General features: G+C 67.2%; 23 protein-coding genes and 1 tRNA gene. 12 read left to right on the plus strand and 12 right to left on the minus strand.

The window, feature by feature from the left end; all coding sequences use genetic code 11:
- Positions 1-46 precede the first annotated feature (46 nt).
- Positions 47-1102 carry a hypothetical protein gene (locus tag E4M01_RS07430; protein ID WP_135061374.1) on the plus strand — a complete coding sequence of 352 codons (1056 nt, stop codon included), beginning with the start codon at positions 47-49 and terminating at the stop codon, positions 1100-1102.
- 47 nt (positions 1103-1149) lie between these two features.
- On the plus strand, positions 1150-1803 hold the full coding sequence (locus tag E4M01_RS07435) for an aspartate/glutamate racemase family protein (RefSeq protein WP_135061372.1): 654 nt from the start codon (positions 1150-1152) through the stop codon (positions 1801-1803).
- Between the two features lie 6 nt (positions 1804-1809).
- Here E4M01_RS07435 and E4M01_RS07440 read toward each other — a convergent pair whose 3' ends face one another.
- The 4 genes from E4M01_RS07440 to E4M01_RS07455 form a co-directional block, all read right to left on the minus strand.
- Positions 1810-3456 carry a peptide chain release factor 3 gene (locus tag E4M01_RS07440; protein WP_135061370.1) on the minus strand — a complete coding sequence of 549 codons (1647 nt, stop codon included), beginning with the start codon at positions 3454-3456 and terminating at the stop codon, positions 1810-1812.
- 87 nt (positions 3457-3543) lie between these two features.
- Complete coding sequence (locus E4M01_RS07445; protein WP_135061368.1) at positions 3544-5109, minus strand: lipopolysaccharide assembly protein LapB; 1566 nt, start codon at positions 5107-5109, stop codon at positions 3544-3546.
- Positions 5110-5176: 67 nt separating this feature from the next.
- Positions 5177-5557: a hypothetical protein gene (locus E4M01_RS07450; protein ID WP_135061366.1), complete on the minus strand. Its 381-nt coding sequence runs from the start codon at positions 5555-5557 to the stop codon at positions 5177-5179.
- Positions 5558-5661: 104 nt separating this feature from the next.
- A complete protein-coding gene (locus E4M01_RS07455) occupies positions 5662-6129 on the minus strand; it encodes a hypothetical protein (RefSeq protein ID WP_135061364.1) in 468 nt (155 codons plus the stop codon).
- 157 nt (positions 6130-6286) lie between these two features.
- Here E4M01_RS07455 and E4M01_RS07460 point away from each other — a divergent pair, with 157 nt between their 5' ends.
- The 4 genes from E4M01_RS07460 to E4M01_RS14515 all read left to right on the plus strand — a co-directional run bounded on the left by E4M01_RS07460 (position 6287) and on the right by E4M01_RS14515 (position 10344).
- The gene (locus E4M01_RS07460) at positions 6287-7786 is read left to right on the plus strand and encodes a pilus assembly protein TadG-related protein (RefSeq protein ID WP_135061362.1); all 1500 of its coding nucleotides are present in this window, start codon (positions 6287-6289) and stop codon (positions 7784-7786) included.
- A 73-nt stretch (positions 7787-7859) separates the two neighbouring features.
- Positions 7860-9392, plus strand: a complete 1533-nt coding sequence (locus E4M01_RS07465; RefSeq protein WP_135061360.1) for an acyl-CoA carboxylase subunit beta — start codon at positions 7860-7862, stop codon at positions 9390-9392.
- 5 nt (positions 9393-9397) lie between these two features.
- Positions 9398-10024 (plus strand): hypothetical protein, encoded by a 627-nt coding sequence (locus tag E4M01_RS07470; protein ID WP_135061358.1) that lies wholly within the window; start codon positions 9398-9400, stop codon positions 10022-10024.
- A gap of 122 nt (positions 10025-10146) precedes the next feature.
- Positions 10147-10344, plus strand: coding sequence for a hypothetical protein (locus E4M01_RS14515; protein ID WP_245161277.1), 198 nt, complete (start codon positions 10147-10149; stop codon positions 10342-10344).
- Between the two features lie 190 nt (positions 10345-10534).
- On the opposite strand, the gene E4M01_RS07480 is transcribed toward E4M01_RS14515, so the two are convergent.
- Complete coding sequence (locus tag E4M01_RS07480) at positions 10535-10921, minus strand: endonuclease domain-containing protein (protein WP_135061354.1); 387 nt, start codon at positions 10919-10921, stop codon at positions 10535-10537.
- A 74-nt stretch (positions 10922-10995) separates the two neighbouring features.
- Here E4M01_RS07480 and E4M01_RS07485 point away from each other — a divergent pair, with 74 nt between their 5' ends.
- The gene (locus E4M01_RS07485; RefSeq protein WP_135061352.1) at positions 10996-11652 is read left to right on the plus strand and encodes a glutathione S-transferase family protein; all 657 of its coding nucleotides are present in this window, start codon (positions 10996-10998) and stop codon (positions 11650-11652) included.
- A 4-nt stretch (positions 11653-11656) separates the two neighbouring features.
- On the opposite strand, the gene E4M01_RS07490 is transcribed toward E4M01_RS07485, so the two are convergent.
- The 7 genes from E4M01_RS07490 to E4M01_RS07520 all read right to left on the minus strand — a co-directional run bounded on the left by E4M01_RS07490 (position 11657) and on the right by E4M01_RS07520 (position 16551).
- Positions 11657-12322: a hypothetical protein gene (locus E4M01_RS07490; RefSeq protein ID WP_135061351.1), complete on the minus strand. Its 666-nt coding sequence runs from the start codon at positions 12320-12322 to the stop codon at positions 11657-11659.
- 51 nt (positions 12323-12373) lie between these two features.
- Positions 12374-12559: a DUF3008 family protein gene (locus E4M01_RS07495; RefSeq protein ID WP_135061349.1), complete on the minus strand. Its 186-nt coding sequence runs from the start codon at positions 12557-12559 to the stop codon at positions 12374-12376.
- A gap of 50 nt (positions 12560-12609) precedes the next feature.
- Positions 12610-13770 carry an isovaleryl-CoA dehydrogenase gene (locus tag E4M01_RS07500; protein ID WP_135061347.1) on the minus strand — a complete coding sequence of 387 codons (1161 nt, stop codon included), beginning with the start codon at positions 13768-13770 and terminating at the stop codon, positions 12610-12612.
- A 46-nt stretch (positions 13771-13816) separates the two neighbouring features.
- Positions 13817-14632, minus strand: a complete 816-nt coding sequence (locus E4M01_RS07505; protein WP_135061345.1) for a lysozyme — start codon at positions 14630-14632, stop codon at positions 13817-13819.
- A gap of 43 nt (positions 14633-14675) precedes the next feature.
- Positions 14676-16088 carry a magnesium transporter gene (gene mgtE / locus E4M01_RS07510; protein WP_135061343.1) on the minus strand — a complete coding sequence of 471 codons (1413 nt, stop codon included), beginning with the start codon at positions 16086-16088 and terminating at the stop codon, positions 14676-14678.
- 63 nt (positions 16089-16151) lie between these two features.
- Positions 16152-16236 (minus strand) — tRNA-Leu (locus E4M01_RS07515).
- Positions 16237-16299: 63 nt separating this feature from the next.
- Positions 16300-16551, minus strand: a complete 252-nt coding sequence (locus E4M01_RS07520; protein ID WP_245161278.1) for a FliM/FliN family flagellar motor switch protein — start codon at positions 16549-16551, stop codon at positions 16300-16302.
- A gap of 52 nt (positions 16552-16603) precedes the next feature.
- On the opposite strand from E4M01_RS07520, the gene lipB reads away from it, so the two are divergent.
- The 5 genes from lipB to E4M01_RS07545 all read left to right on the plus strand — a co-directional run bounded on the left by lipB (position 16604) and on the right by E4M01_RS07545 (position 20823).
- Positions 16604-17311 (plus strand): lipoyl(octanoyl) transferase LipB, encoded by a 708-nt coding sequence (gene lipB / locus E4M01_RS07525; RefSeq protein WP_167765218.1) that lies wholly within the window; start codon positions 16604-16606, stop codon positions 17309-17311.
- A 110-nt stretch (positions 17312-17421) separates the two neighbouring features.
- A complete protein-coding gene (locus E4M01_RS07530; RefSeq protein ID WP_135061339.1) occupies positions 17422-18912 on the plus strand; it encodes a hypothetical protein in 1491 nt (496 codons plus the stop codon).
- Between the two features lie 58 nt (positions 18913-18970).
- Positions 18971-19438, plus strand: coding sequence for a peptide-methionine (R)-S-oxide reductase MsrB (gene msrB, locus E4M01_RS07535; RefSeq protein ID WP_135061337.1), 468 nt, complete (start codon positions 18971-18973; stop codon positions 19436-19438).
- Between the two features lie 48 nt (positions 19439-19486).
- Positions 19487-20068 carry a hypothetical protein gene (locus E4M01_RS07540; RefSeq protein ID WP_135061335.1) on the plus strand — a complete coding sequence of 194 codons (582 nt, stop codon included), beginning with the start codon at positions 19487-19489 and terminating at the stop codon, positions 20066-20068.
- Between the two features lie 86 nt (positions 20069-20154).
- A complete protein-coding gene (locus E4M01_RS07545; protein WP_135061333.1) occupies positions 20155-20823 on the plus strand; it encodes a DedA family protein in 669 nt (222 codons plus the stop codon).
- Positions 20824-20903: the final 80 nt, after the last annotated feature.

Genomic DNA, 20903 nt, shown 5'->3' on the forward strand with positions numbered 1-20903 from the left:
TCGCCGCAAAGTTGCAATGCTTGGCGAGGCCTGTAGCGTGGCATGCATGCGTTTGATGCTTGCCTCCATGTCGGCGGTCGTCGCCCTGTCGGCGGGGCCTGTGGCCGCCCAGCGCTATTGGGGCCCGGAGCAGATTCCCGATTGCGCCCGAGACGTTTCAGTCGAGAATTGCCGCGCCCAGAGCCTGGCCTTGCTGCTCCACAAGCTGCAACTGCCCGACGCAGCGGAGATCGCGAAAGACGGCTATCGGGGCGTGCGGGTGTTTCAGTACGACGATTTCGGGGTGACCTGGCCGGCCGTCGCCTTTCTGACACGTCCCATCAACGAGTATCGACGCGAGGGCGTCGCCCTGACCCGAGCGATCCAGGCCGACGGCCACGTGGCGGCGCTGGAGCGGTCCGCATGGGAAATCGGCTGGCGCGAGGTCGATGGCGTCATCGCCGCGATCAAGGCCAGTCCGCCAAGCGAAGAAAGGCCGACATGGAATCCGACTAGGCTCACGTCGCCGCTCGCGCCCCCGCCCCCGCCTACGTGCCTCCATCCGCCGACGATCATCATCGAGATCATTGACGAAGGACAGGTTCAGCGCTGGTGGCCCTACACCTGTCGCGCGGATGCCGCCGTCGCCGAAGCGAGCCGAATCGCGTCTCTGATCGCCGCGGCCTTTCCGGTCTGCGGGCATCTGGATATCGCCCGATACGGTTCGGGCCTGGGGCGTGTCCGGGCCTGCCTGATGGTTGGGGGCAAGAACCCCTATGCGGCCGTTGAGGTCATGGACATTCTGCGCCCGGGCATTCGGGGCGATACGCGAGCAGCCTATGAAGAGGACCGCCAGTCCGATCACGTTTCTCTTCTGGGCTTTGATGGCCGGCGCGCGGCAGGGCGAGACGCCGTGATTGAGGCCTTGAATGAAGGCGCGCTGGGCCCCCGCTGGCTGCGTGTGCTGCGCGCCACGGGCGATGGCGAGGGCGTGACCGTGATCGGGCGTCTCGATCAGGTCGCCGAGATCAACAACCCCGATCCGATCGCCGTCGCCATTCGCTGGGCCGAGGACAGCGACGGTGAATCGCGTATTGTCGACTGGTCGGTCGAGCAGCATTGATCCGGTCCCTCATTGCAGGCGCACCCCGTCCTCGGCCACGAGACCCCATGACCAAGATCCTCGGCATACTCGGCGGCATGGGCCCGGCCGCGACCGTCGCCTTTCTGGAGAGGCTGCAGGCGCTGACGCCGGCGAAGGCGGACGAGGAGCACATCCGCGTCATCGCCGACATCAATCCGCACGTGCCCAACCGCCACACCCAACCCGAGGCCGCGGGGCGGACGCTTGGCGAGATGGCGCTGAGGCTGCGCCAGGCGGGCGCCGAGGTGCTGGCCATGCCGTGCAACACCGCCCACGCCCACGCCGAGGCGATCCGCGCGGCAGGCCTGCCCTTCATCGACATGATCGCGGCGACCACCGAGGCGGCGAAAGCGAGCGGCGCCACGCGCATCGGCGTGCTGGCGACGCCGGGCGGCGAGGCTCTGTACGACCGGGCGCTGCGCGCGGCGGGGCTGGAGCCCGTGGTGCTGGGCGGCGAGGACCGTCAGGCCTTCATGGATACGGTGTTCGCGGTCAAGGCCGGCGAGCGACCGCGCGAAGCTATGCGGCGGCTGGCCGAAATACTGATCGCCGCCGGCGCCCAGGCGGTCATCGCCGGCTGCACCGAAGTACCTCTGTTGCTGGCGGCCGGCGACATCACCGTTCCGCTGGTGGACTCCAGCGAGGTGCTGGCCGCCGCCTGCGTGGACGCGTGCCGCTGAAAGGCATCAGCCCCGTTCGCGGGTCTTGGTGAAGGCGATCTTGGGGAAGCGTTCGCCGACGTAGCCGGTTTCCCAGCTCGACTTGGCCAGGAAGACCGGGTTCTGATCGATGTCGACGGCCATCTGGGGGCGGTATTTGCCGGCGAAGTCGTCCAGATCGGCCTTGTCGCCGGCGACCCAGCGGGCCTCGGCCCAGGGGCTGGGCTCGAAGACGACGTCCAGCCCATATTCCTCGCCCAGGCGGTCGGCCATGACCTCGAACTGCAGCTGGCCAACAGCTCCGACGATGAAGTCCGAGCCCATTTCCGGGCGGAACAGCTGGGTCACGCCTTCTTCGGCCAGGCCTTCCAGCGCCTTCTTCAGGTGCTTGGCCTTCAGCGGATCCTTGACCCGCACGCGCTGCAGGATTTCCGGCGCGAAATTGGGCAGGCCGGCGAAGCGGATCAGCCCGCTTTCCGACAGGCTGTCGCCGACGCGCAGCACGCCGTGGTTGGGAATGCCGATGACGTCGCCGGCGTAGGCCTCCTCGGCAAGCTCGCGGTCGGAGGCGAAGAACATGATGGGGGCGTTCACCGACAGCTGCTTGCCGGTGTTCTGGACCTTGAGCTTCATGCCGCGCTTGAACGAGCCTGACGCCATTCGGAACATGGCGATGCGGTCACGGTGGTTGGGGTCCATGTTGGCCTGGACCTTGAAGACGAAGCCGGTGACTTCGGGCTGGCCTGGCTCGATGGTCAGCACCTGCGGCTCGGGCGCGTTGCGGGTCTCGGGCGGGGCTTCCTTGCGCGCCGGCATGACCTTGGGCGGCGGGGCCCACTCGCCGATCGCGGCCAGCAGCTCTTCGATGCCGAAGTGGCGCAGGGCCGAGCCCCACAGCACCGGCGTCATGTGGCCTTCCAGGAAGGCCTGGCGGTCGAACGGTTTGTAGCCGCCCTCGACCAGCTCGAGCGCGTCGGTCAGATCGGCCTGTTCGGAACCTTCGAAATACTGCGCAGCGTCCGCCAGGGGCAGGGCGGGGGGATGGTCGGGGTCCTCGTCGGCGCCGGCGGCCTTGCGGGCGTACGGCTGGAACCGGCCGGTGCCGATCTCGACCATGCCGCGCAGGCGGTTGCCGCTCTCGGCCGGCCACCAGATGGGCGAGGGGTCGAGCTGCAGGCGGCTGGCGATCTCGTCCAGAAGCACCATCGGGTCCTGGGCCTCGCGGTCCAGCTTGTTGATGAAGGTGATGATCGGGATGTCGCGCAGGCGGCAGACCTCGAACAGCTTCAGCGTCTGCGGCTCGATGCCCTTGGCGGCGTCCAGCACCATGATGGCGCAGTCGGCGGCGGTCAGGGTGCGATAGGTGTCTTCCGAGAAGTCCTCGTGGCCCGGCGTGTCCAGCAGGTTGAACATCTTGGCCGCGCCGTCGGCGGTGGTGTGTTCGAACGTCATGACCGAGGCGGTGACGGAGATGCCGCGCTCCTTCTCGATCTTCATCCAGTCCGAGCGCGCCCGCCGGTTCTCGCCGCGCGCCCGCACCGCACCGGCCGCGCGAATGGCCCCGCCGGCCAGCAGGATGTGCTCGGTCAGCGTGGTCTTGCCGGCGTCGGGGTGGGCGATGATGGCGAAGGTCCTGCGGCGCAGGGCCTCCTCGGCGAGAGTGCGTTTCGACATGGCGGATCCGTCTGCCGCGATGGGCGGCGAGGGGCGCTCCCCTAGCGTGTCAGGACGCGGAAGTCACCCAAAGGCCAGGTGCTGGCGTCAAGCCGCTGGCGGGCTAAGGGTTTCCCCACCATCCTGCTCGCCGTCCTCGTCCTGCCGATGCTGGGCGGCAAGCGCGTCTTCCTCCTCGTCGGCCTGCTGGTCCGTCACACCGCGCGCGCGATTGATCATGCTGCGGGCCGCCTCGGCCGCGCCGCCGCCGTGCGGAGCATTCGCCAACGGGGCAAGAAGCAGGATCGCGTCGTCGTTTCTGTTCAGGCTGATGAGCGCGGACCCGAGGTTGAGCCGCGTCTCCGCCAACTGCGGTGCAAGTGTGTAGGCGACCTCCATGGTCGTGACATCGTTGGCGTTCGGCCAACCCGCATCGCCCATCCTCAGTTCGCTGAGCAGAAGCATCGTGATGTAGTTCAGTTCGTCGAGCGAATAGGCCCGCGCCAAGAGTCGTCGCGCAGCGGCGATCTGCTGCTGGGCCTCGTCGGCATCTTCAAGCTCGCGGGCGCGATCGAGATGGTCGCTCGCCAGAAACTGCATGGCCTCGACATGTTGGGGCGCGACTTCCAGCAGACGGTTAAGCGCTGCGCGACCTTTGTCCTTGTCGCCGAAATGTAGTTCGCCGTGTCCGAGGACAAGCAGGGCCATTGGGTCGTCTCCATGGCGCTCTGCGGCGCGGCGCGCATCGACGGCCACGGCTGGGCGCATGTCGGCCGGCACGCCGATCTTGAGCCTCTGGTTCAGCAGAAGCAGGTCATTGGCCGAGTCAGGAAGCCGCGTGACGGCGACCTCGGTTGCGGGAAACGCATGGTTCAAGCCGATGCGCGGCAGAGATCGGTAGCTTCTCAAGGCGCGCCGCAACTCGGCCAGCGACATTCCCGTGGCGCGCTGGATGGCTTCAATGGAATCTCCACCAGAGCCGACATCGCGCAGATAGGCGTCGAGCATTCTCTGGCGATCGGTGTTCCCCATGAACCAGTGGGTCAGCAGCCAGGCCTGAGGATAAAACATTTCCGGGTTGCGTACCGAGCTGCCGGGTCGTGATGACAGCAAATCCGACAAGGACATCCATGAGCCGCCCAGAATCCAGCTGGCGCGGTTGGAGTTGTAATTTCCAAGTTCGATCCGGTTACCCTCGATCTTGGTCGTCATGTAATATTCAGCGAACCCTTCCACGAACCACGCTGGGTACGGGAATGGGAAGTTCTGCATCATAAAATGGTGGGCGTATTCATGAAGCAGGGTGTGCTCACCCATGTCATTGTTTCGCTCGATCAGCGCCACAGCAAATATGTCTTCGTTGCTGGCGCTGTAGAATCCGAGCGTATCGCGGCTGATGGCGGGGTTTATTCGTCGGAGCGCGCTCTGATTTCGAACGAGGTAGATCGGCAGCTTCCGGTAAGGGACTTCTTCGACCGAAAGACCCATGCGGGCCCTCAAGAGTCGATCGAACACCTCAAGCTTCTGAGTGAATTCGCGAAGCGGCCGCTCTCCGCCGTCACTGTAGACGATGAAGCGCTCGCTTTCGGCCCTGAGCCACTGAGCTCGTGCAGGCGTTGCGGCAAGCACGACTGCGGCGCAAGCCAGAAGGAAAAACGTACGCAAAAGAAGCATGAACCCCACCCTTATACCCCAGGTGGTTAATTGGCCTGGGCCGAAGTGACAAGCCCGCCGTGGGATCTTAGGCCGCCAGACGGCCCCAGACCGCCTTGTCGGCGGCGACGGCGTTGAGCTTGCCGGTGGAGGCGCGACGCCGAAGCTGCTCCATGACCATGGCGGGCAGGGCGCAGAAGCGCGGCTCGACAAGTTCGGGCGCGCAGCCGGCTTCGGGGGCCGCGAACAGGGCGGCGTTCACCTGCGGGCTGCGGTCGGCGATCAGCCAGGCCAGGCGGCGCGCACGCTGCGGATCGTTGCGGTGAAGCAGGGGGTCTTCGGCGAACAGCTCGCAGCCGAGCTCCAGCACATAGTCCAGGCCCAGGGCTTCGAAACGGCGCGCATCGGCGGGCGAGACCGGGCAGGCCGCATCCAGGTCGAAAACCACGTCGTTCAGAAGAAACAGCATGCGCCGGCTCCGCAGCGGCGGAAGTTCTTCCCGCCTGGACGCCTGTTCTAGCGGGGGGCGCTTGCGGTCCCGTTCACGAACGCGGTTAAGCGTTTATGAGCCTGTCAGGCGGCCGGCTCGGTCGGCTGGCGGCGGTCCGCGGCGGAGCCCGAGCGTTCGCCCGAACGACGGTCGCCGTCGCGACGGTCGGCGGGCTGACGGCGATCGGCCTGGCGCATGCCGCCGTTGTGCATCATCAGCTCAAGCCGGATTTCGATCAGCCGCTGCTCGATGCTGCCCAGCATGAGGGTGAAGGCCGACAGGACCGCAAGGGTGCCCAGCAGCGTCAGCGCGCCGACGGGCGGCTCGTCCATCAGCAGCTGCGTGCCGACGAGGGCCAGGGCGAAGACCGAGGTCGCGCCCATGGTCAGAAAGGCGCCCACCACCTTCATCAGCGAGCGGCGCGGCGCCTGTTTGTTGATGCGGCCGCCGCCACGGCGGTCCTTGAGCTTGCGCCGCATGAAGCCGCGCCGTTCGCTGGTGCGCTCGGCGTTCTCGACCGCCTTGGCCACCTGCATTGCTTCGAGAGCCATCGCCCCGCCTCCATCTGAGCCCGAAGGGGATAATGACCGGCCATTGCATACCGTCGGTTAACGCCGAGCGGTTAAGCTCGCGCGTCTAGGGGCTTGACGTATCAATCACAGCCGTTCCGGCGCCGCCGCCCTAGGCGGACGCCCAGGGATAGGTGTCATGAAGACCAACCGAGCGCGCCGGGGGGCGCTGTCCAGACTGGTGGAGCGCCTGCGCGGCGACGCACGCGGCAATGTGGCCATGATCTTCGCCCTGGGCCTGCCGGCCCTGCTGATGCTGACCGGCATGGGCGTGGACCTGTACCGGGCCGACGTGGCGCGAAACACCAGCCAGCAGGCGGTCGACGCCGCAGCCCTGGCCGCCGCCGCCTCGCGCGAGCGCACGCAGGCGGGGCTGGCGCGCGTCGCGGCCGACTACATGAAGGGCAACATCGACCTTCGCTACCTGGACATGCGTCCGGAGCCCGAAACCCGCTTCATCGACGACATCGAGGTCGAGGTGACCATGCGCGGGACGGTCAGAACCCTGTTCATGGGCGTGATCGGCGTGGCTGAAATGCCGGTCAACGTCACCGCCACTGCGATCCGCGGCGCGGCCGAAGAGGTCGAGCTGGCGCTGGTGCTGGACAACACCTGGTCGATGAGCGTCAGCGACGCGCGCGGGGTCACGCGGATCAACGCGCTGAAATCGGCCTCGACCACCCTGGTCAACGAGCTGATGCAGCGCGACGGGGCGCGGGTGAAGATCGGCATTGTGCCCTATGCGGACTATGTGAACGTCGGCACCTCCAACTTCGGTCAGCCCTGGCTGAAGGTGACGGCCATGACCGAGGTGACGGAAACGCCGCAGGCCTGCCGCTGGACCAACAAGACCTTGCAGACCTGCACGCCCGGCGTGAAGCGATGGGAGGTCTGCAGCGAGACCAAGGATGGCGTCACGCGCACCTGGGACTGCGAAAAGGAATACGGGCGGACCTGCACCACCGTCGATCTGCCCGAGGCCCAGTGGAAATGGACCTGCCCGGCGCCGACCATCACCACCAAGCGCTGGTACGGCTGCGTCGCTTCGCGTCATCAGGGCATGCTGCGTCTGAACGACAGCCAGCCGGAGATGAAGTACGAGGGGCTGATGCAGACCAGCCAGACGTGTCTGAACCCGATCCTGCCGCTGACGAACCAGAAGGCCGTCATTCTGAGTGCCGTGCAGGGCCTGATCGTCAACCGGGGAAGCTATCAGCCCGAAACCTATATTCCTGCCGGGATGATCTGGGGGGTCAATGTGCTGTCGCCGACCGCTCCGTTCACCGAAGGGGGCGCCTATCACGTCGCCAATCGTGATCCGCGCAAGATCATGGTGCTGATGACGGACGGCGCCAACACCCTGCGCTTCGTGCCGGGAAGCGGGATGCACGGGAGCGCCACCGCGGCGCAGGTCGCGACCACCAACAGCGACACCCAGGCCATCTGCACCTACGCCAAGTCCAACAAGATCGAGGTCTTCACCGTGGCGCTGGCGGTCGAATCCGCCACGGCGCGCCAGATGCTGGAGGACTGCGCCTCGAGCCGCGATCACTATTTCGACGCCTCTGATTCTGCGGCCCTGACCGACGCCTTCCAGGAGATCGCGGCGTCGATCAACAAGGTGCGGCTGATCAACTGAGGCTGTCCGACCGGGCAGGGGGCGGTTGACGCCCCGCCTCCGGCCCCGCATTGACCGGGGCCGGAGGTACCCCATGCAGCACATCCTCGAAGAGCTTGAAAAGCGTCGCGAGCAGGCCCGTCAGGGCGGCGGCGAAAAGCGCATCGCCTCGCAGCACGCCAAGGGCAAGCTGACGGCGCGCGAGCGGATCGAGGTGCTGCTGGACGAGGGCAGCTTCGAAGAGACCGACATGTTCGTGGAGCACCGCAGCCACGACTTCGGCATGGACAAGCAGCGCATCCCCGGCGACGGCGTGGTGACCGGGCGCGGCACGATCGGCGGCCGGCTGGTCTATGTCTTCTCCAAGGATTTCACCGTCTTCGGCGGCTCTCTGTCGGGCGCGCACGCGGCCAAGATCGTCAAGATCCAGAAGATGGCCCTGACCAACGGCGCGCCGATCATCGGCCTGTTCGACGCCGGCGGCGCGCGCATCCAGGAGGGTGTCGAGAGCCTGGCGGGCTACGCCGACATCTTCCTGCAGAACACCCTGGCGTCCGGCGTCATTCCCCAGATCAGCGTCATCATGGGCCCGTGCGCGGGCGGCGACGTCTATTCCCCGGCCATCACCGACTTCATCTTCATGGTGAAGGACACGAGCTACATGTATGTGACCGGCCCCGACGTGGTGAAGACGGTCACCAACGAGGTCGTCAGCCACGAGGACCTGGGCGGCGCGCGCGTGCACGCCGGCAAGTCGGGCGTGGCCGACGGGGCGTTCGAGAACGACCTGGAGGCGCTGTCGGAGGTCCGCCGCCTGATCGGCTTCCTGCCGCTGTCGAACCGCGAGAAGCCGCCGGTCCGCGACAGCTATGACGAGCCCGAGCGCGACGAGGCCAGCCTGGACACCCTGGTCCCGGCCAACCCCAACCAGCCCTACGACATGAAGGAGCTGATCCTGAAGACGGTCGACGAGGCCGACTTCTTCGAGATCGGCGCCGACTTCGCCAAGAACATCGTCTGCGGCTTCGGTCGGCTGGACGGCCAGCCGGTGGGCGTCGTGGCCAACCAGCCCCAGGTGCTGGCCGGGGTGCTGGACATCGACTCCAGCCGCAAGGCCGCGCGCTTCGTGCGCTTTTGCGACGCCTTCGACATACCGTTGGTGACCTTCGTGGACGTGCCGGGCTTCATGCCGGGCACCAAGCAGGAGTACGGCGCCCTGATCAAACACGGCGCCAAGCTGCTGTTCGCCTATGCCGAGGCCACCGTGCCCAAGCTGACGGTCATCACGCGCAAGGCCTATGGCGGCGCCTATGACGTCATGAGCTCCAAACACCTGCGCGGCGACGTCAACTACGCCTGGCCCTCGGCCGAGATTGCGGTCATGGGGGCCAAGGGCGCGGTCGAGATCATCTTCCGCAAAGAGGCCGGCGACCCCGAGGCGCTGGCGGCGCGCGAGGCCGAATACAAGGAACGGTTCGCCAACCCCTTCGTCGCGGCGGGCCTGGGCTACATCGACGACGTGATCATGCCGCACGGCACGCGGCGGCGGCTGATCAAGGCGCTACGGACGCTGAAGGGGAAGGTGCAGGAGAACCCGTGGAAGAAGCACGATAATATTCCGTTGTGAACCTTATGGTTGATGCCCTGCAACACAGTCCGCCTTGGGCATTTTTGGCTCGCCTTACCGCATTATTTGAATGGACTGCGGTCGGGTCAATTTTGCTCTTCGTCACCCTGCTCGTGACGATAGGAATCGCTTCGGAATCAACGAAAAGCCGGCGGAATCAGGAACGCGCCGTGTTGCGGCATATAAGGCGCATGCTTCTTTCGCTTTCCGTGATGCAGCGAATGTCTATCGGACTTTTCGACTTAAAACTGGAGCCAAAGGATTTCGCGGAGCACGATGTTTGGACTGAGCTAACCGACGAACTTGATCGGCTTGAATTACTAAGTCTTCCAACCGAAACCGCGATGCAGGCCGCGTCCGACTCTCGCTCGCAATTGAAATGGCTGGCTGAAATATATGAGGGCGGGAGGCCCGCTAGCGAACTATCCATCGAAGAGGCTTCTCTTAGAAGCTCGATCGACCGAACGGCTTATTGGATCAGCATGTTGGATCGAGAGATCGAAGATCGAGACCCAAACAACCTGTCCCGTGCGTTCCGACAACTCCAACGGGGCGCTGCGCCTGAAATGCCGCCAACTTTGCTGGGTGCTGCAATCTCAAAAGCCAAATCACAGAACCCGGTGAGAGGCTGACCAACCTCCTCTTCCTCTGCTCCCGCAACCGCCTCCGCTCCCCCACGGCCGAGCAGGTGTTCGCCTCGTGGCCGGGTGTCGAAACCGCGTCCGCCGGGCTGGCGCCGGATGCGGAGGAGGGCGTGGACGCCGATCACATCGACTGGGCCGACGTGATCTTCGTCATGGAGCGGACGCATCAGGCCAAGCTCAATCGGCGTTTCCGCGACCGGCTGCGCGGCAAGCGCGTCATCTGCCTCGACATTCCAGACGACTATGGCTTCATGCAGCCCGAGCTCGTGGCGCTGCTTGAGAAGCGGGTCACGCCGCATCTGAGGTGAAGCCATGATCACCCTCCACGCCTTCTCCTCCCTCTGATCCTTCTCCCCTTGCGGGAGAAGGTGGCCCGCGCAGCGGGTCGGATGAGGGGTCGACGCGACGGCGAGAGATTGGCGGCGACGGCGGATGCGGCTTGATGGGGTGGGGCTGGTGCGACCCCTCATCCGTCAGCCCTGCGGGCTGGTACCCTCGTCAGCGCGTGTACGCGCTTCCTCGACGCGCAAGGGGAGAAGGGCGATCGCCATTGGCTCTGGTGGCTTCGAGGATGGCGGCAATGACTTCCCAGTCCCGGCTTTCGATCTGTTGGTTGGGGAAACGCAGGACGCGAAAGTTCTGAGCCTGCAGCCAGGCATCTCGAACACCGTCTCGCTCCGCATCATGGAAGGGCCCGTCGGCTTCGACGATCAGGCGGTGGCGAAGGCAGACGAAGTCGGCGACGTAGGGGCCTATCCTCATTTGGCGGCGGAACTTCAGGCCGTTCAGTCGCCGGTCGCGGACCAGCGTCCACAGGCGGCTTTCGTAGACGGCGGGTGCCTTCCGCATCGCCTTCGCGCGATCCTGAAGCCAGTCGTCCGGCATCGGCGTGACCCCTCATCCGTCATGCTTCGCATGCCACCTTCTCCCGCAGGGGGAGAAGGAGCAATATCCAACCCATGATCACCCTCCACGCCTTCTCCTCCATGTTCCCCGGCGGGATCGGGGAGACCAAGGACATGCGCGTCCAGTGGGCGCTGGAGGAGATGGGGCTGCCGTATCGGGTGCGGGGCTGGGACTACAGCGGCGGCGAGTGCGACACCCCCGCCTTTGAGGCGCTCAGCCCGTTCGGCCAGATTCCGGTGATCGAGCATGACGGGCTGGTGCTGACCGAGACGGCGGCCATCCTGATCCATCTGGCCGAGACCTCGGGCGGTCTGACTCCCGCCGATCCGGACGGGCGCGAGCAGGTCCGCCAGTGGTGCGTCGCCGCCATGGCCACGGTGTCGCCCGCCATCGCCGGCGTGGCCATGTTCGATGCGGGAATGACCGGCGGGGACCGCGCCGCCCGCGACTTCTGGCTTGGGCTCGCGCGGCGCTGGTTCGGCGGGCTGGAGCGGTGGCTGGAGGGGCGCGAGTGGATCGCCGCCGATCCCTTCACCGTCGCCGACATCGCCCTGGCCGGCGTGCTGCGCGAGGCGCGCGACATGGAGCTGATGGACGAATATCCGGCCGTGCGCCGCTATTACGAACGCTGCCTGGCGCGGCCGGCGTGGCGGCGCACGCGGGAGCTGACCGCTGAGCGGCTGGGCGTGGACCTGTCGGCGATCGCCTGAGCGCTCACTCCACCAGGGCGTTGACGGCCACGACGACGCCGGTCGCTATGGCGTAGAGGGTGATGGACCAGCCCCAGGCGCGCAGGGTGGTCATGCCCGGCGTGGCCATCAGCCACAGCCGCTGGACCGCGACGTACCAGACGGTTGTGACGAGCACGATGGCGAAGCCGGCCAGCGTGCTCCAGATGGCCGCGTCCTGCACGCCCAGCGAGCCCAGGCTGATCAGGATGGAGGTCGCACCGGCGAGGTAGCACTGGGCGAAGAAGGGCGTGCGCAGGCTCTCGCGATCGATCTTGCGGCCCGACAGCTTCAGGAACGCCCAGGCGAAGACCAGCGGATGCAGGCTGAACATCAGGGCGCGGAAGGCCAGCAGGTTCTGGTCGTTCGCCGTGACGAAGCGGCTGACGGGGTTGGGTTCGTCGGTCAGGGGCACGCCGAACAGCAGCTCAAGTCCATGCGCCGCCAGGATGCTGAGCACCAGGAACAGCGGCGGGCTGAGAGTCTCAAGATACTGCTTCTCAGGCCTGTCCTGCTGTTCGCGGTCCGAATAGCGCATGGTCCTGAGCGGATGGCGCAGGGTCATCAGCAGGGTGCGGGGATAGAACAGCAGCCACGACATGACCTCGTAGAGCAGTTCCTCGACCGACTGCAGGATCTTCATCGCGTTCATGGCGCCACCTTAAGGCCAGCGGGCGCGTCGCGAGAAGGGGCGGGCCGGGCCTCAGTCGTCGGCGTGCTCGGGCTTGCCCTTGCGCTTGGTCGCGGCGAAGTCCTCGAGCTGCTTCTCGGTCATGGACTCGACCATCTGTTTGGACGCGCCCTTGAGCTTGGACTTGGGCGTGTCGCCGCGCTTGGCGCTGAGGGCGGCGCCGGCGGCCTTTTGCTGGGCGGCGGATTTGGCGGGCATGGCGGTCTCCTGACTGAGCGGGAAACCGGCGCGCCCGCCGGCCGGTTCCGTCAGCCCAGCAGCTCGCGTCCGATCAGGAAGCGGCGGATTTCGTTGGTGCCGGCGCCGATGTCGTAGAGCTTGGCGTCGCGGACCAAGCGTTCGACAGGCCATTCCTTGGTGTAGCCCGCGCCGCCCAGGGCCTGGACGGCCTCCAGCGTGACCTTCACGGCGTTCTCGGAGGCCAGAAGGATGGCGCCGGCGGCGTCGTAGCGGGTGGTCTTGCCCTGGTCGCAGGCCTTGGCGACGGCGTAGACATAGGTTCGGGCGCTGTTGAGGGCGACGTACATGTCGGCGACCTTGGCCTGCATCAGCTGGAAGCTGCCGATGGCCTTGCCGAACTGCTTGCGCTCGCGAACGTAGGGCAGGACCACGTCCAGCGCCGCCTGCATGATGCCCAGCGGACCGGCGGCCAGGACGGCCCGCTCATAGTCCAGGCCGCTCATCAGCACGGCCGCGCCGCGGCCTTCGCCGCCCATGACGTTCTCTTCGGGGATTTCGCAGTCTTCGAACACCAGTTCGGCGGTGTCGGAGCCGCGCATGCCCATCTTGTCCAGCTTCTTGGAGACGCTGAAGCCCTTCATGCCGCGCTCGACCAAAAAGGCGGTGACGCCGCCGTTGCCGTCGCCGGTGCGGGCGTAGACCACCAGGGTCTGGGCCGAGGGAGCGTTGGTGATCCAGAACTTCGTGCCGTTCAGGACGTAGCGATCGCCCTTCTTCTCGGCGCGGGTGCGCATCGACATGACGTCGGAGCCCGAGCCGGCTTCGGACATGGCCAGGGAGCCGACATGCTCGCCCGAGATCAGGCCGGGCAGATATTTGCGCTTCTGTTCTTCGGTGCCCCAGCGGCGGATCTGATTGACGCACAGGTTGGAGTGGGCGCCGTAGCTCAGGCCGATTGAAGCGGAGGCGCGCGACACCTCCTCCATCGCCACGACGTGTTCGAGGTAGCCCAGGCCCAGGCCGCCGAACTCTTCTTCCACCGTGATCCCGTGCAGGCCCAGCTCGCCCATTTCGGGCCACAGGTCGCGGGCGAACTCGTTCTTCTCGTCGATCTCGGCGGCGCGCGGCGCCAGCCGGTCGGCGGCCCAGCGGGCGGTGGTTTCGCGGATCATGTCGGCGCTCTCGCCGAGGCCGAATTCCATGGATTGGGGGGCGTTGGGAATGCTCATGCCGCCGGGCGTAGCATCCCCGCACGACCCGTGCAAAAGGCAGTCGTCAGACGGTCTGGTCGGCCTCGGGCGCGGCGCGGAACAGCCGCAGGGCGGCCACGCCCAGGCAGGCGGCGGCGACCACCGCCAGGCCCCAGCCGATCAGTCCGATCTGTCCAGCGTCGCCCTGGATCGCCGCCCGGCGAAAGGCGGCGACGGCGGCGCCGAAGGCGACCATCCCCACCGCTCCGATCACCAGATAGGGCCAGGACGAAGCGCCCGTGGGCGCGGGCGCCTTGGCGGGTTTGACTTCGGGGGCGGTGACGGCCGGCTGGACCGCGGCACGCAGCTCGGCGACCGAGGTGCGGGCCTGGATCGGGGCGGTCATCAGGTTCGACAGGGCAGGGGCGCGAGCCGGTTCGGCGATGAATAGGGCGCGCTCGGCGGCGCGGCGGCGCGACAGGGCGTCCGGGGCGGACGGCTCGGGCGCGGCGGCCAGGGCCTCGGCGGCCTGCGCCGCATGGCCGGCGTTCAGCTCGCGCACCACTTCTGAAGCCTTGAAGGCTTCGGGGCCCACAGAGAAGCCAAAGCTGGCCAGGGCGTCGAACTGGTGCTGGTTCAGCGGCGCGGTGACCGCCTCGCGGATCGCGGTCACGACCGGGATCAGGTCGTACTGCAGCAGCAGCTCGGCTTCCTGCTCGGTCACGGCCGAATCGGCCCGGGCCGAGCGGACATGGCCGTAACCGATGGTGAAGCCGCCCTGCAGGCGCGCAACGGCGCGCGGCCGGAAGCCTTCGAAGCTCTTGATGAGCAACAGGCCCTCGCGGGACACCTTCATGCGGTTCTGATCGGCTTCGGACACGTCATTGACCCAAAACGACACGGGCGGGCTCGCCTGACAAGCGAACCAGCAAGGCGCGTACCGATCAAAGGAGGACTATCGTGGCCAGACCAAGGAAGATCAGGAAACCGAAGAAGTCCGTCGTCGCCGTCACGAACACGGCCGACGAGACGGCCGGATCGAACTTCAGCTTGGACAAGGTGATGGGCGTCAGCACGCCCACGGTCGCCGCGATCATCAGGTTCAGCACCATGGCCGCGCCGATCACGAGGCCGATGGCTATGTCCTGAGCCCAGAATCCGGCGGCCACCCCGATCAGGGGCGCCAGGATCAGGCCATTGGCCAGGCCGACGATCAGTTCGCGCCAAAAGGTGCGCACGGCGTTGGAGCTGTTCAGTTCGCGCGTGGCCAGGGCGCGCACCGTCACGGTCAGGGCCTGGGTGCCGGCGTTGCCGCCGATGGCCGACACGATCGGCATCAGCACGGCCAGGGCGACGATTTCCTGGATCGTCGCCTCGAACACCGAGATGACGGCTGCGCCCAGCACGGCCGTGCCCAGGTTGATCGTCAGCCAAGGCACGCGGCCGCGCACGATCTCGAAGACGCTGGAGCCGCGATCCTCGTCCGAAACGCCGGCCAGGCGCAGGATGTCCTCGCGGTTCTCTTCCTGGATGATGTTGACGATGTCGTCGACCGTCAGCTGGCCTACCAGACGGCCGGCGGCGTCCACCACCGGCGCCGAGATCAGGTGGTATTTCTCGAAGATGTAAGCGACCTCTTCCTGGTCCTGATCGACCGTGATCTCGTTGACCGGCTCCATCAGGTCGGCGAGCGGCGTCGCACGAGGGCTGCGGAGCAGACGGCTGATCGGCACGCCGCCGATAGGGCGGTTCAGCGGGTCGACGACATAGATGTCGAAAAAGAGCTCGGGCAGATCCTCGCCCTGTGCGCGCACGTGGTCGATGGTGTCGCCGACGTTCCAGAACTGCGGCGCGGCCATGAACTCGCGCTGCATCAGGCGGCCGGCGGATTCCTCCTCGTAGCCCAGCGAGCTTTCGATCGCGGCGCGGTCGACCTCGGGCATGGCGGCCAGAACGCGCTCGCGCTGGTCGTCCTCCATCTCCTCGACGACGGCGGCGGCGTCGTCGGAGTCCAGCTCCTGCAGCGCCTCGGCCAGGGTCAGGTGAGGCACCCGCTCCAGCACCTCCTCGCGGATGCCGTCGTCCAGCTCGGGGAGGGTTTCGGCCAACAGGTCGGGCGGCAGCCACTGGACCACCACCATCCGGTGCTCGGCCGTCAGGAAGCCCATCAGGTCGGCGACGTCGGCAGGGTGCAGGTCTTCGAGCAGGCCGCGCAGACGCAGGCCGTCGCCGTCGTCGGCGGCGTCCACCACCTTTTCGACGAAGGCGGGTGTCAGGGCGTAGTCCTCGCCCAGCGCTTCGTGGTCTTCGACTTCGGAGTCAGGGGCTCTCGGGAGGGCGGAATCCGTGTGGGTCACGCTTTGCCTCCCGAGAAGATAACTCAGCTCAAACCAGCCGACGTTCGCCCTTTAGAAATCAGATGGTGCGGTCGAGAAGACTCGAACTTCCACGGGTTGCCCCACAGCGACCTCAACGCTGCGCGTCTACCAATTCCGCCACGACCGCTCGCATCGGAGCGGGGGCAATAGCGGAGCCGCGCTGGAAAGGGAAGGGGCCTTTTGGGTCGTATCAGGCGGCGCCGGCCATGAAGTCGTAGACGTCGGCCGGGCGGGTCACGGTGATGGCGATGCGGTCGTCGCGAATCTCGATCTCGCCGCGCGCCACGGGGTGGTTGTTGGCCAGGATCCAGACCTCGTCGCTTTCAGACGCGTCCAGCGGGATGACCGCGCCCCGGCCCATGCGCAGCAGTTGCGCCATCGGCAGGACCGAACGGCCCAGCACGACTGAAATCTCGACATCGACGGCGTCGATCTGGCTCACGGCGGATACTCGAAGACTTGCGCGAAGCAGCGCCCATGCACATTGAGGGATCATGCTTGCCGACCCGTTAAGTTTGAGCCTGAAGCGCGACGACGGGGCGCCGGTCGGCTGGGCCGTCTCAGAGGGTTACGTCGAATACGACGCGGCGGTTCAGGCGATGGAGGCCCGCGTCGCCGCGATCGCGGCCGGCGAAGCTGACGAGGTGGTCTGGCTGCTGGAGCATCCGCCGCTCTACACCGCCGGGGTCTCGGCCAAGGACGGCGACCTTCTGGATGCGGGTCGGTTTCCGGTGCACCGCACGGGCCGGGGCGGGCAGTTCACCTATCACGGACCGGGCCAGCGCGTGGCCTATGTCATGCTGGACCTGAACCGGCGCGGCCGCGACGTGCGCGGCTTCGTAAGGGGGCTGGAGGCCTGGATCATCGACGCTCTGGATCGCTTCGGCGTCGAGGCGGGACCGCGCGAGGGCCGGGTCGGCGTCTGGGTCGAGCGCAAGGGGCCCGGGTGGTCCCGCGAGGACAAGATCGCCGCCATAGGCGTGAAGGTCCGTCGCTGGGTCACTTTCCACGGCATCAGCCTGAACGTCGAACCGAACCTGGACCATTTCGGCGGCATCGTGCCGTGCGGCATCAGCGAGCACGGCGTGACCAGCCTGGTCGATCTGGGCCGGCCCGCGACGCTGGACGAGGCCGACGCCGCGCTGAAGGGCGCCTTCAGTGAAATCTTCGGCCGCGTCGCCTCGGCCGATCCGCCGATTTGACAGCACCGCAACCCGCGACAGCGTTGCGCACTTGGCAAGGGCGGGTCCAGTCAGGTTAAAACACCCGCCGTTCTTCCTTCCTCAGCAGCATCCGCCCGGAGCCGCAAGACATGACCCGACTGCTCACCGCCGTATCCGCCGCCGCGCTCAGCCTCGTGGTGGGCGCCGGCGCCGCCTCCGCTCAGGATTTCCGCGCCCTTGCGCAGCAGGACCTGCAGGCGGCGCATGCGGCGCTGCGTGACAATCACCCCGCTGCGGTGGTCCAGGGCGAGGCCGGAAACGCCTTCCGGGCCTGGCTGGACGCGGGCCTTCAGGAGGCCACCCAGATGTCGGCGCAGGTGAACAGCGGCGACAGCCACGCGGCGCTGATGCGCTGGTATGCGGGCGGCTTCCGCGATTCCAACATCCGCATCACCCCCACCTTCGATGGGCTGGGCCGCTATTTCGCCATCGGCTGGCCCGGCGTCGCCACCGCCTGGCGCAATGGCCAGTACGTCGTCAGCTACGTGAAGCCCGGCACGCGCGGCGCGCCTGCGGTGGGCTCGGTCGTCACTGAATGCTCGGGGCAGCCGATCGAGGAATTCGCCCGCCGCCGTCTGGACCGGTGGCATGGCGATCTGAACACTGAGGCCGGGCGCATTCAGTCGGCGCCGTATCTGTTGTGGAACCTGAACAATCCGATCACCGGCGGCACGCCGACCACCTGCAAGTTCCAGCAGGGCCGCCGGACGCGTGACGTGGCCCTGACGAACGTCACGCCCCAGGCTGGCGAGATCGAGGCCGCCTATCGCGCCAGCGTCTACACGCCTCCGGCCCAGAACCCGCTGGCGATCGAACAGGTGGACGGGCGCGCCTGGATCCATGTCCATTCGCTGGCGGACGACGCCGGCTGGCCCGCCTTCTACGGCCAGGTCGAGGCGCAACTGGCGGCCATCCGGGGACCGGCCGGGGCCGTCATCGACCTGCGCGGCGCCCAGGGGCTGTCGCCGAACGCCACGGCGCGCGGCTATGGCCTGGCCAACCGCATCTGGACGCCGGAGTTCACCGTCAGCCGCCAGCCGGCCGCCGGCGAGATCACCTATCGCGCCACTCCCGCCAACCGTGAATGGTACGCCCAGACCCTGGCCCGCATGCAGGCCGATCCGCGTTTCGTGCAGGAATCGGGCCCGGTGATCGAAGAGACCACGGGCATCGTCCAGGCGTTCGACCGAGCCATCGCCGCCGGCCAACAAAGCTTCACCCTGCCGGGACGTCCGGCGGCCGCCGACACCGGCGCGCCCAACCCGGTGCAGGGGCAGGTCGTGGTGCTGGTCGATTCGGGGTGCTCGGGCGGTTGCCTGGACACGCTGGACCTGCTGACCAATCTTCCGAACGTGCGGTTGGCCGGCTCGACCACGGCGTTGGACTCCATCTTCGTGGAGCCGACGGTCTTGCGCCTTCCGTCCAACTATTCGGATCTCAGCTACGGCCACAAGGCGTGGACTTCGCGCGAGCGGGCCAACAACCAGCCCTATACGCCCGAGGCCGGCCTGACCTACACGGGCGACCCCACCAATGAGCAGGCGGTGCGCACCTGGGTCGGCACGCTGTTCGGCGGCTGAGTCGACGCCTTTGCGGGACGGTCTGGAACCGGCCGTCCCGCAACCCTATTTGGGGAGGATGACCCGTTCGCCATCCGGCTATGATCTGACACCGCCCAGCGACACCCAGCGCGTCGCTCTTGAAGCCGATCTTTCCGCGGAGGAACGGCGCGTGCTTCTGGCTCACGGCACCGAGGCGCCCTTCTGCGGCACGCTGCTGGGGGAGAGCCGCGCGGGCGTCTTCTGCTGCCGCGAATGCGGCCTGCCGCTGTTCCGCAGCGGTGCGAAGTTCGAGAGCGGCACCGGCTGGCCCAGCTTCACCCAGCCCGTCGATGAAGCCCACGTCCGAGCGGTGCGCGACAACTCCTACGGCATGGAGCGCGTCGAGACCCGCTGCGCCCGCTGCGACAGCCATCAGGGCCATGTCTTTCCGGACGGGCCGCCCCCGACCGGTCTTCGGTACTGCATCAATTCGGTGGCGCTCAGTTTCGTGGCCGAGGGCCAGCCGTTGCCGGACCCCTTGGGGCGCGGCGACGGGGCCGCCTGACCTTGGCCGCAATCGCGGCTAAGGTGTTTCAAAGCGTGGAGTGAACCGATGCTCGTCAGTCTGATCGCCGCTGCAGCCCTCGCCGGGCCCGCCGAACCGCAGGTCGTGACGACTGCTCCGCGCGGCGACGCCGCCCAGGCCGCGCTGACCGCCCCGGCTCCCGAGGCGGCGCCTGCGATCCAGAATACGGTCCCGGCCCACGGCCTTTCGACGGACGCCCAGATCGCGCGCTGGCTGTCCGCCCGAGCGCCGGACCAGCGCGACGCCGACGCCCCACTGTGGCAGGAGGCTGAACCCCGCCGGGTGCGCGGCGAGGTAAGCGCCGGGATCGGCAGCCACGGCTATCGCGATTTCTCGGCCTGGGCCTCCATGCCCCTGGGCGAACGAGCCGAGCTGACGCTTGGGTTCAGCCAGACGCGCAATGCGCCTTGGGCCTATGGCTACGGCCACGGCTACGGCTATGGCGACATGTACGGCTACGGCATGGATTGGGCGCGGCCCTTTTCGGTGCTGCGTGGTCATGGTTTCGACGCGTCTCGCGTCTACGGAAGTCGGGCCGGGGAGACGCGCGACGATTCGCGTCCCGCCTCCGGACCCGCGCCCCGTCCGGAGACGCCCGGCCGCCCCTGATCTCCGGGGCGTCCGATCGACGCAGGACAATCGGCGCGGTGGCGGATTGACGCCCAGCACCCATGTTGCGGCGCGAGAGGACATTCATGGAAGACCTGCTGCGCTCCGTCGCCGACTTCATTTCACGCAACCAGGTCTGGGCCGGGCTGATTCTGGGCTCGATCACCTTCCTGGAATCTCTGGCGGTGATCGGGGCCTTCGTGCCGGCGACCGGCCTGCTGGTCGCGGCGGGCGCCATGGTGGCCATGGGCGTGCTGGATCCTTGGAACGTGCTGCTCGGCTGCGTGATCGGCGCCGTGCTGGGCGACGCCCTCAGCTTCTGGCTGGGGCGCCGCCTGGGCCCCTCGGTGCTGCGTCACCAGGTGTTCAAGCCGCATCGTCGCCGTGTCGCCTGGACGCGGCTGTTCGCCTACCGCTACGGGGTGGCTTCGGTCTACATCGGCCGCTTCTTCGGGCCGCTCAGGGCCTTCGTGCCCGTGACCGTCGGCATTCTCGGCATGCGGCAGAAGACCTTCCAGATCGCCAATGTGCTGTCGGCCTTCGTCTGGGTGGGGGCCATGCTGGCGCCGGGCTATCTGGCCCAGAAGGGCTTGGCGCGTCTGGAGGCGATGAGCGAGGCTCACGGACCGACGCTGGCCGCGATCGCCGCCGTCGCCGTCTTCGCCTGCGGCTATATCGCCTACCGCTGGATCAAGGGACGCACCCTGAAACGCGCCGAGCGGCGGGTGCTGGCGCGCTTCCCGGAAAAAGCCTGAAGCTTCACTGCAATTCGACGTGATGAAGCGTCCGTGGCCGGTTCCCTTGGCGTTCGCTTTTTGCGATAGCGATGGGGCGG

Origin of the sequence: Brevundimonas sp. MF30-B, from assembly GCF_004683885.1 — a bacterium.
Taxonomy (GTDB): Bacteria; Pseudomonadota; Alphaproteobacteria; order Caulobacterales; family Caulobacteraceae; genus Brevundimonas.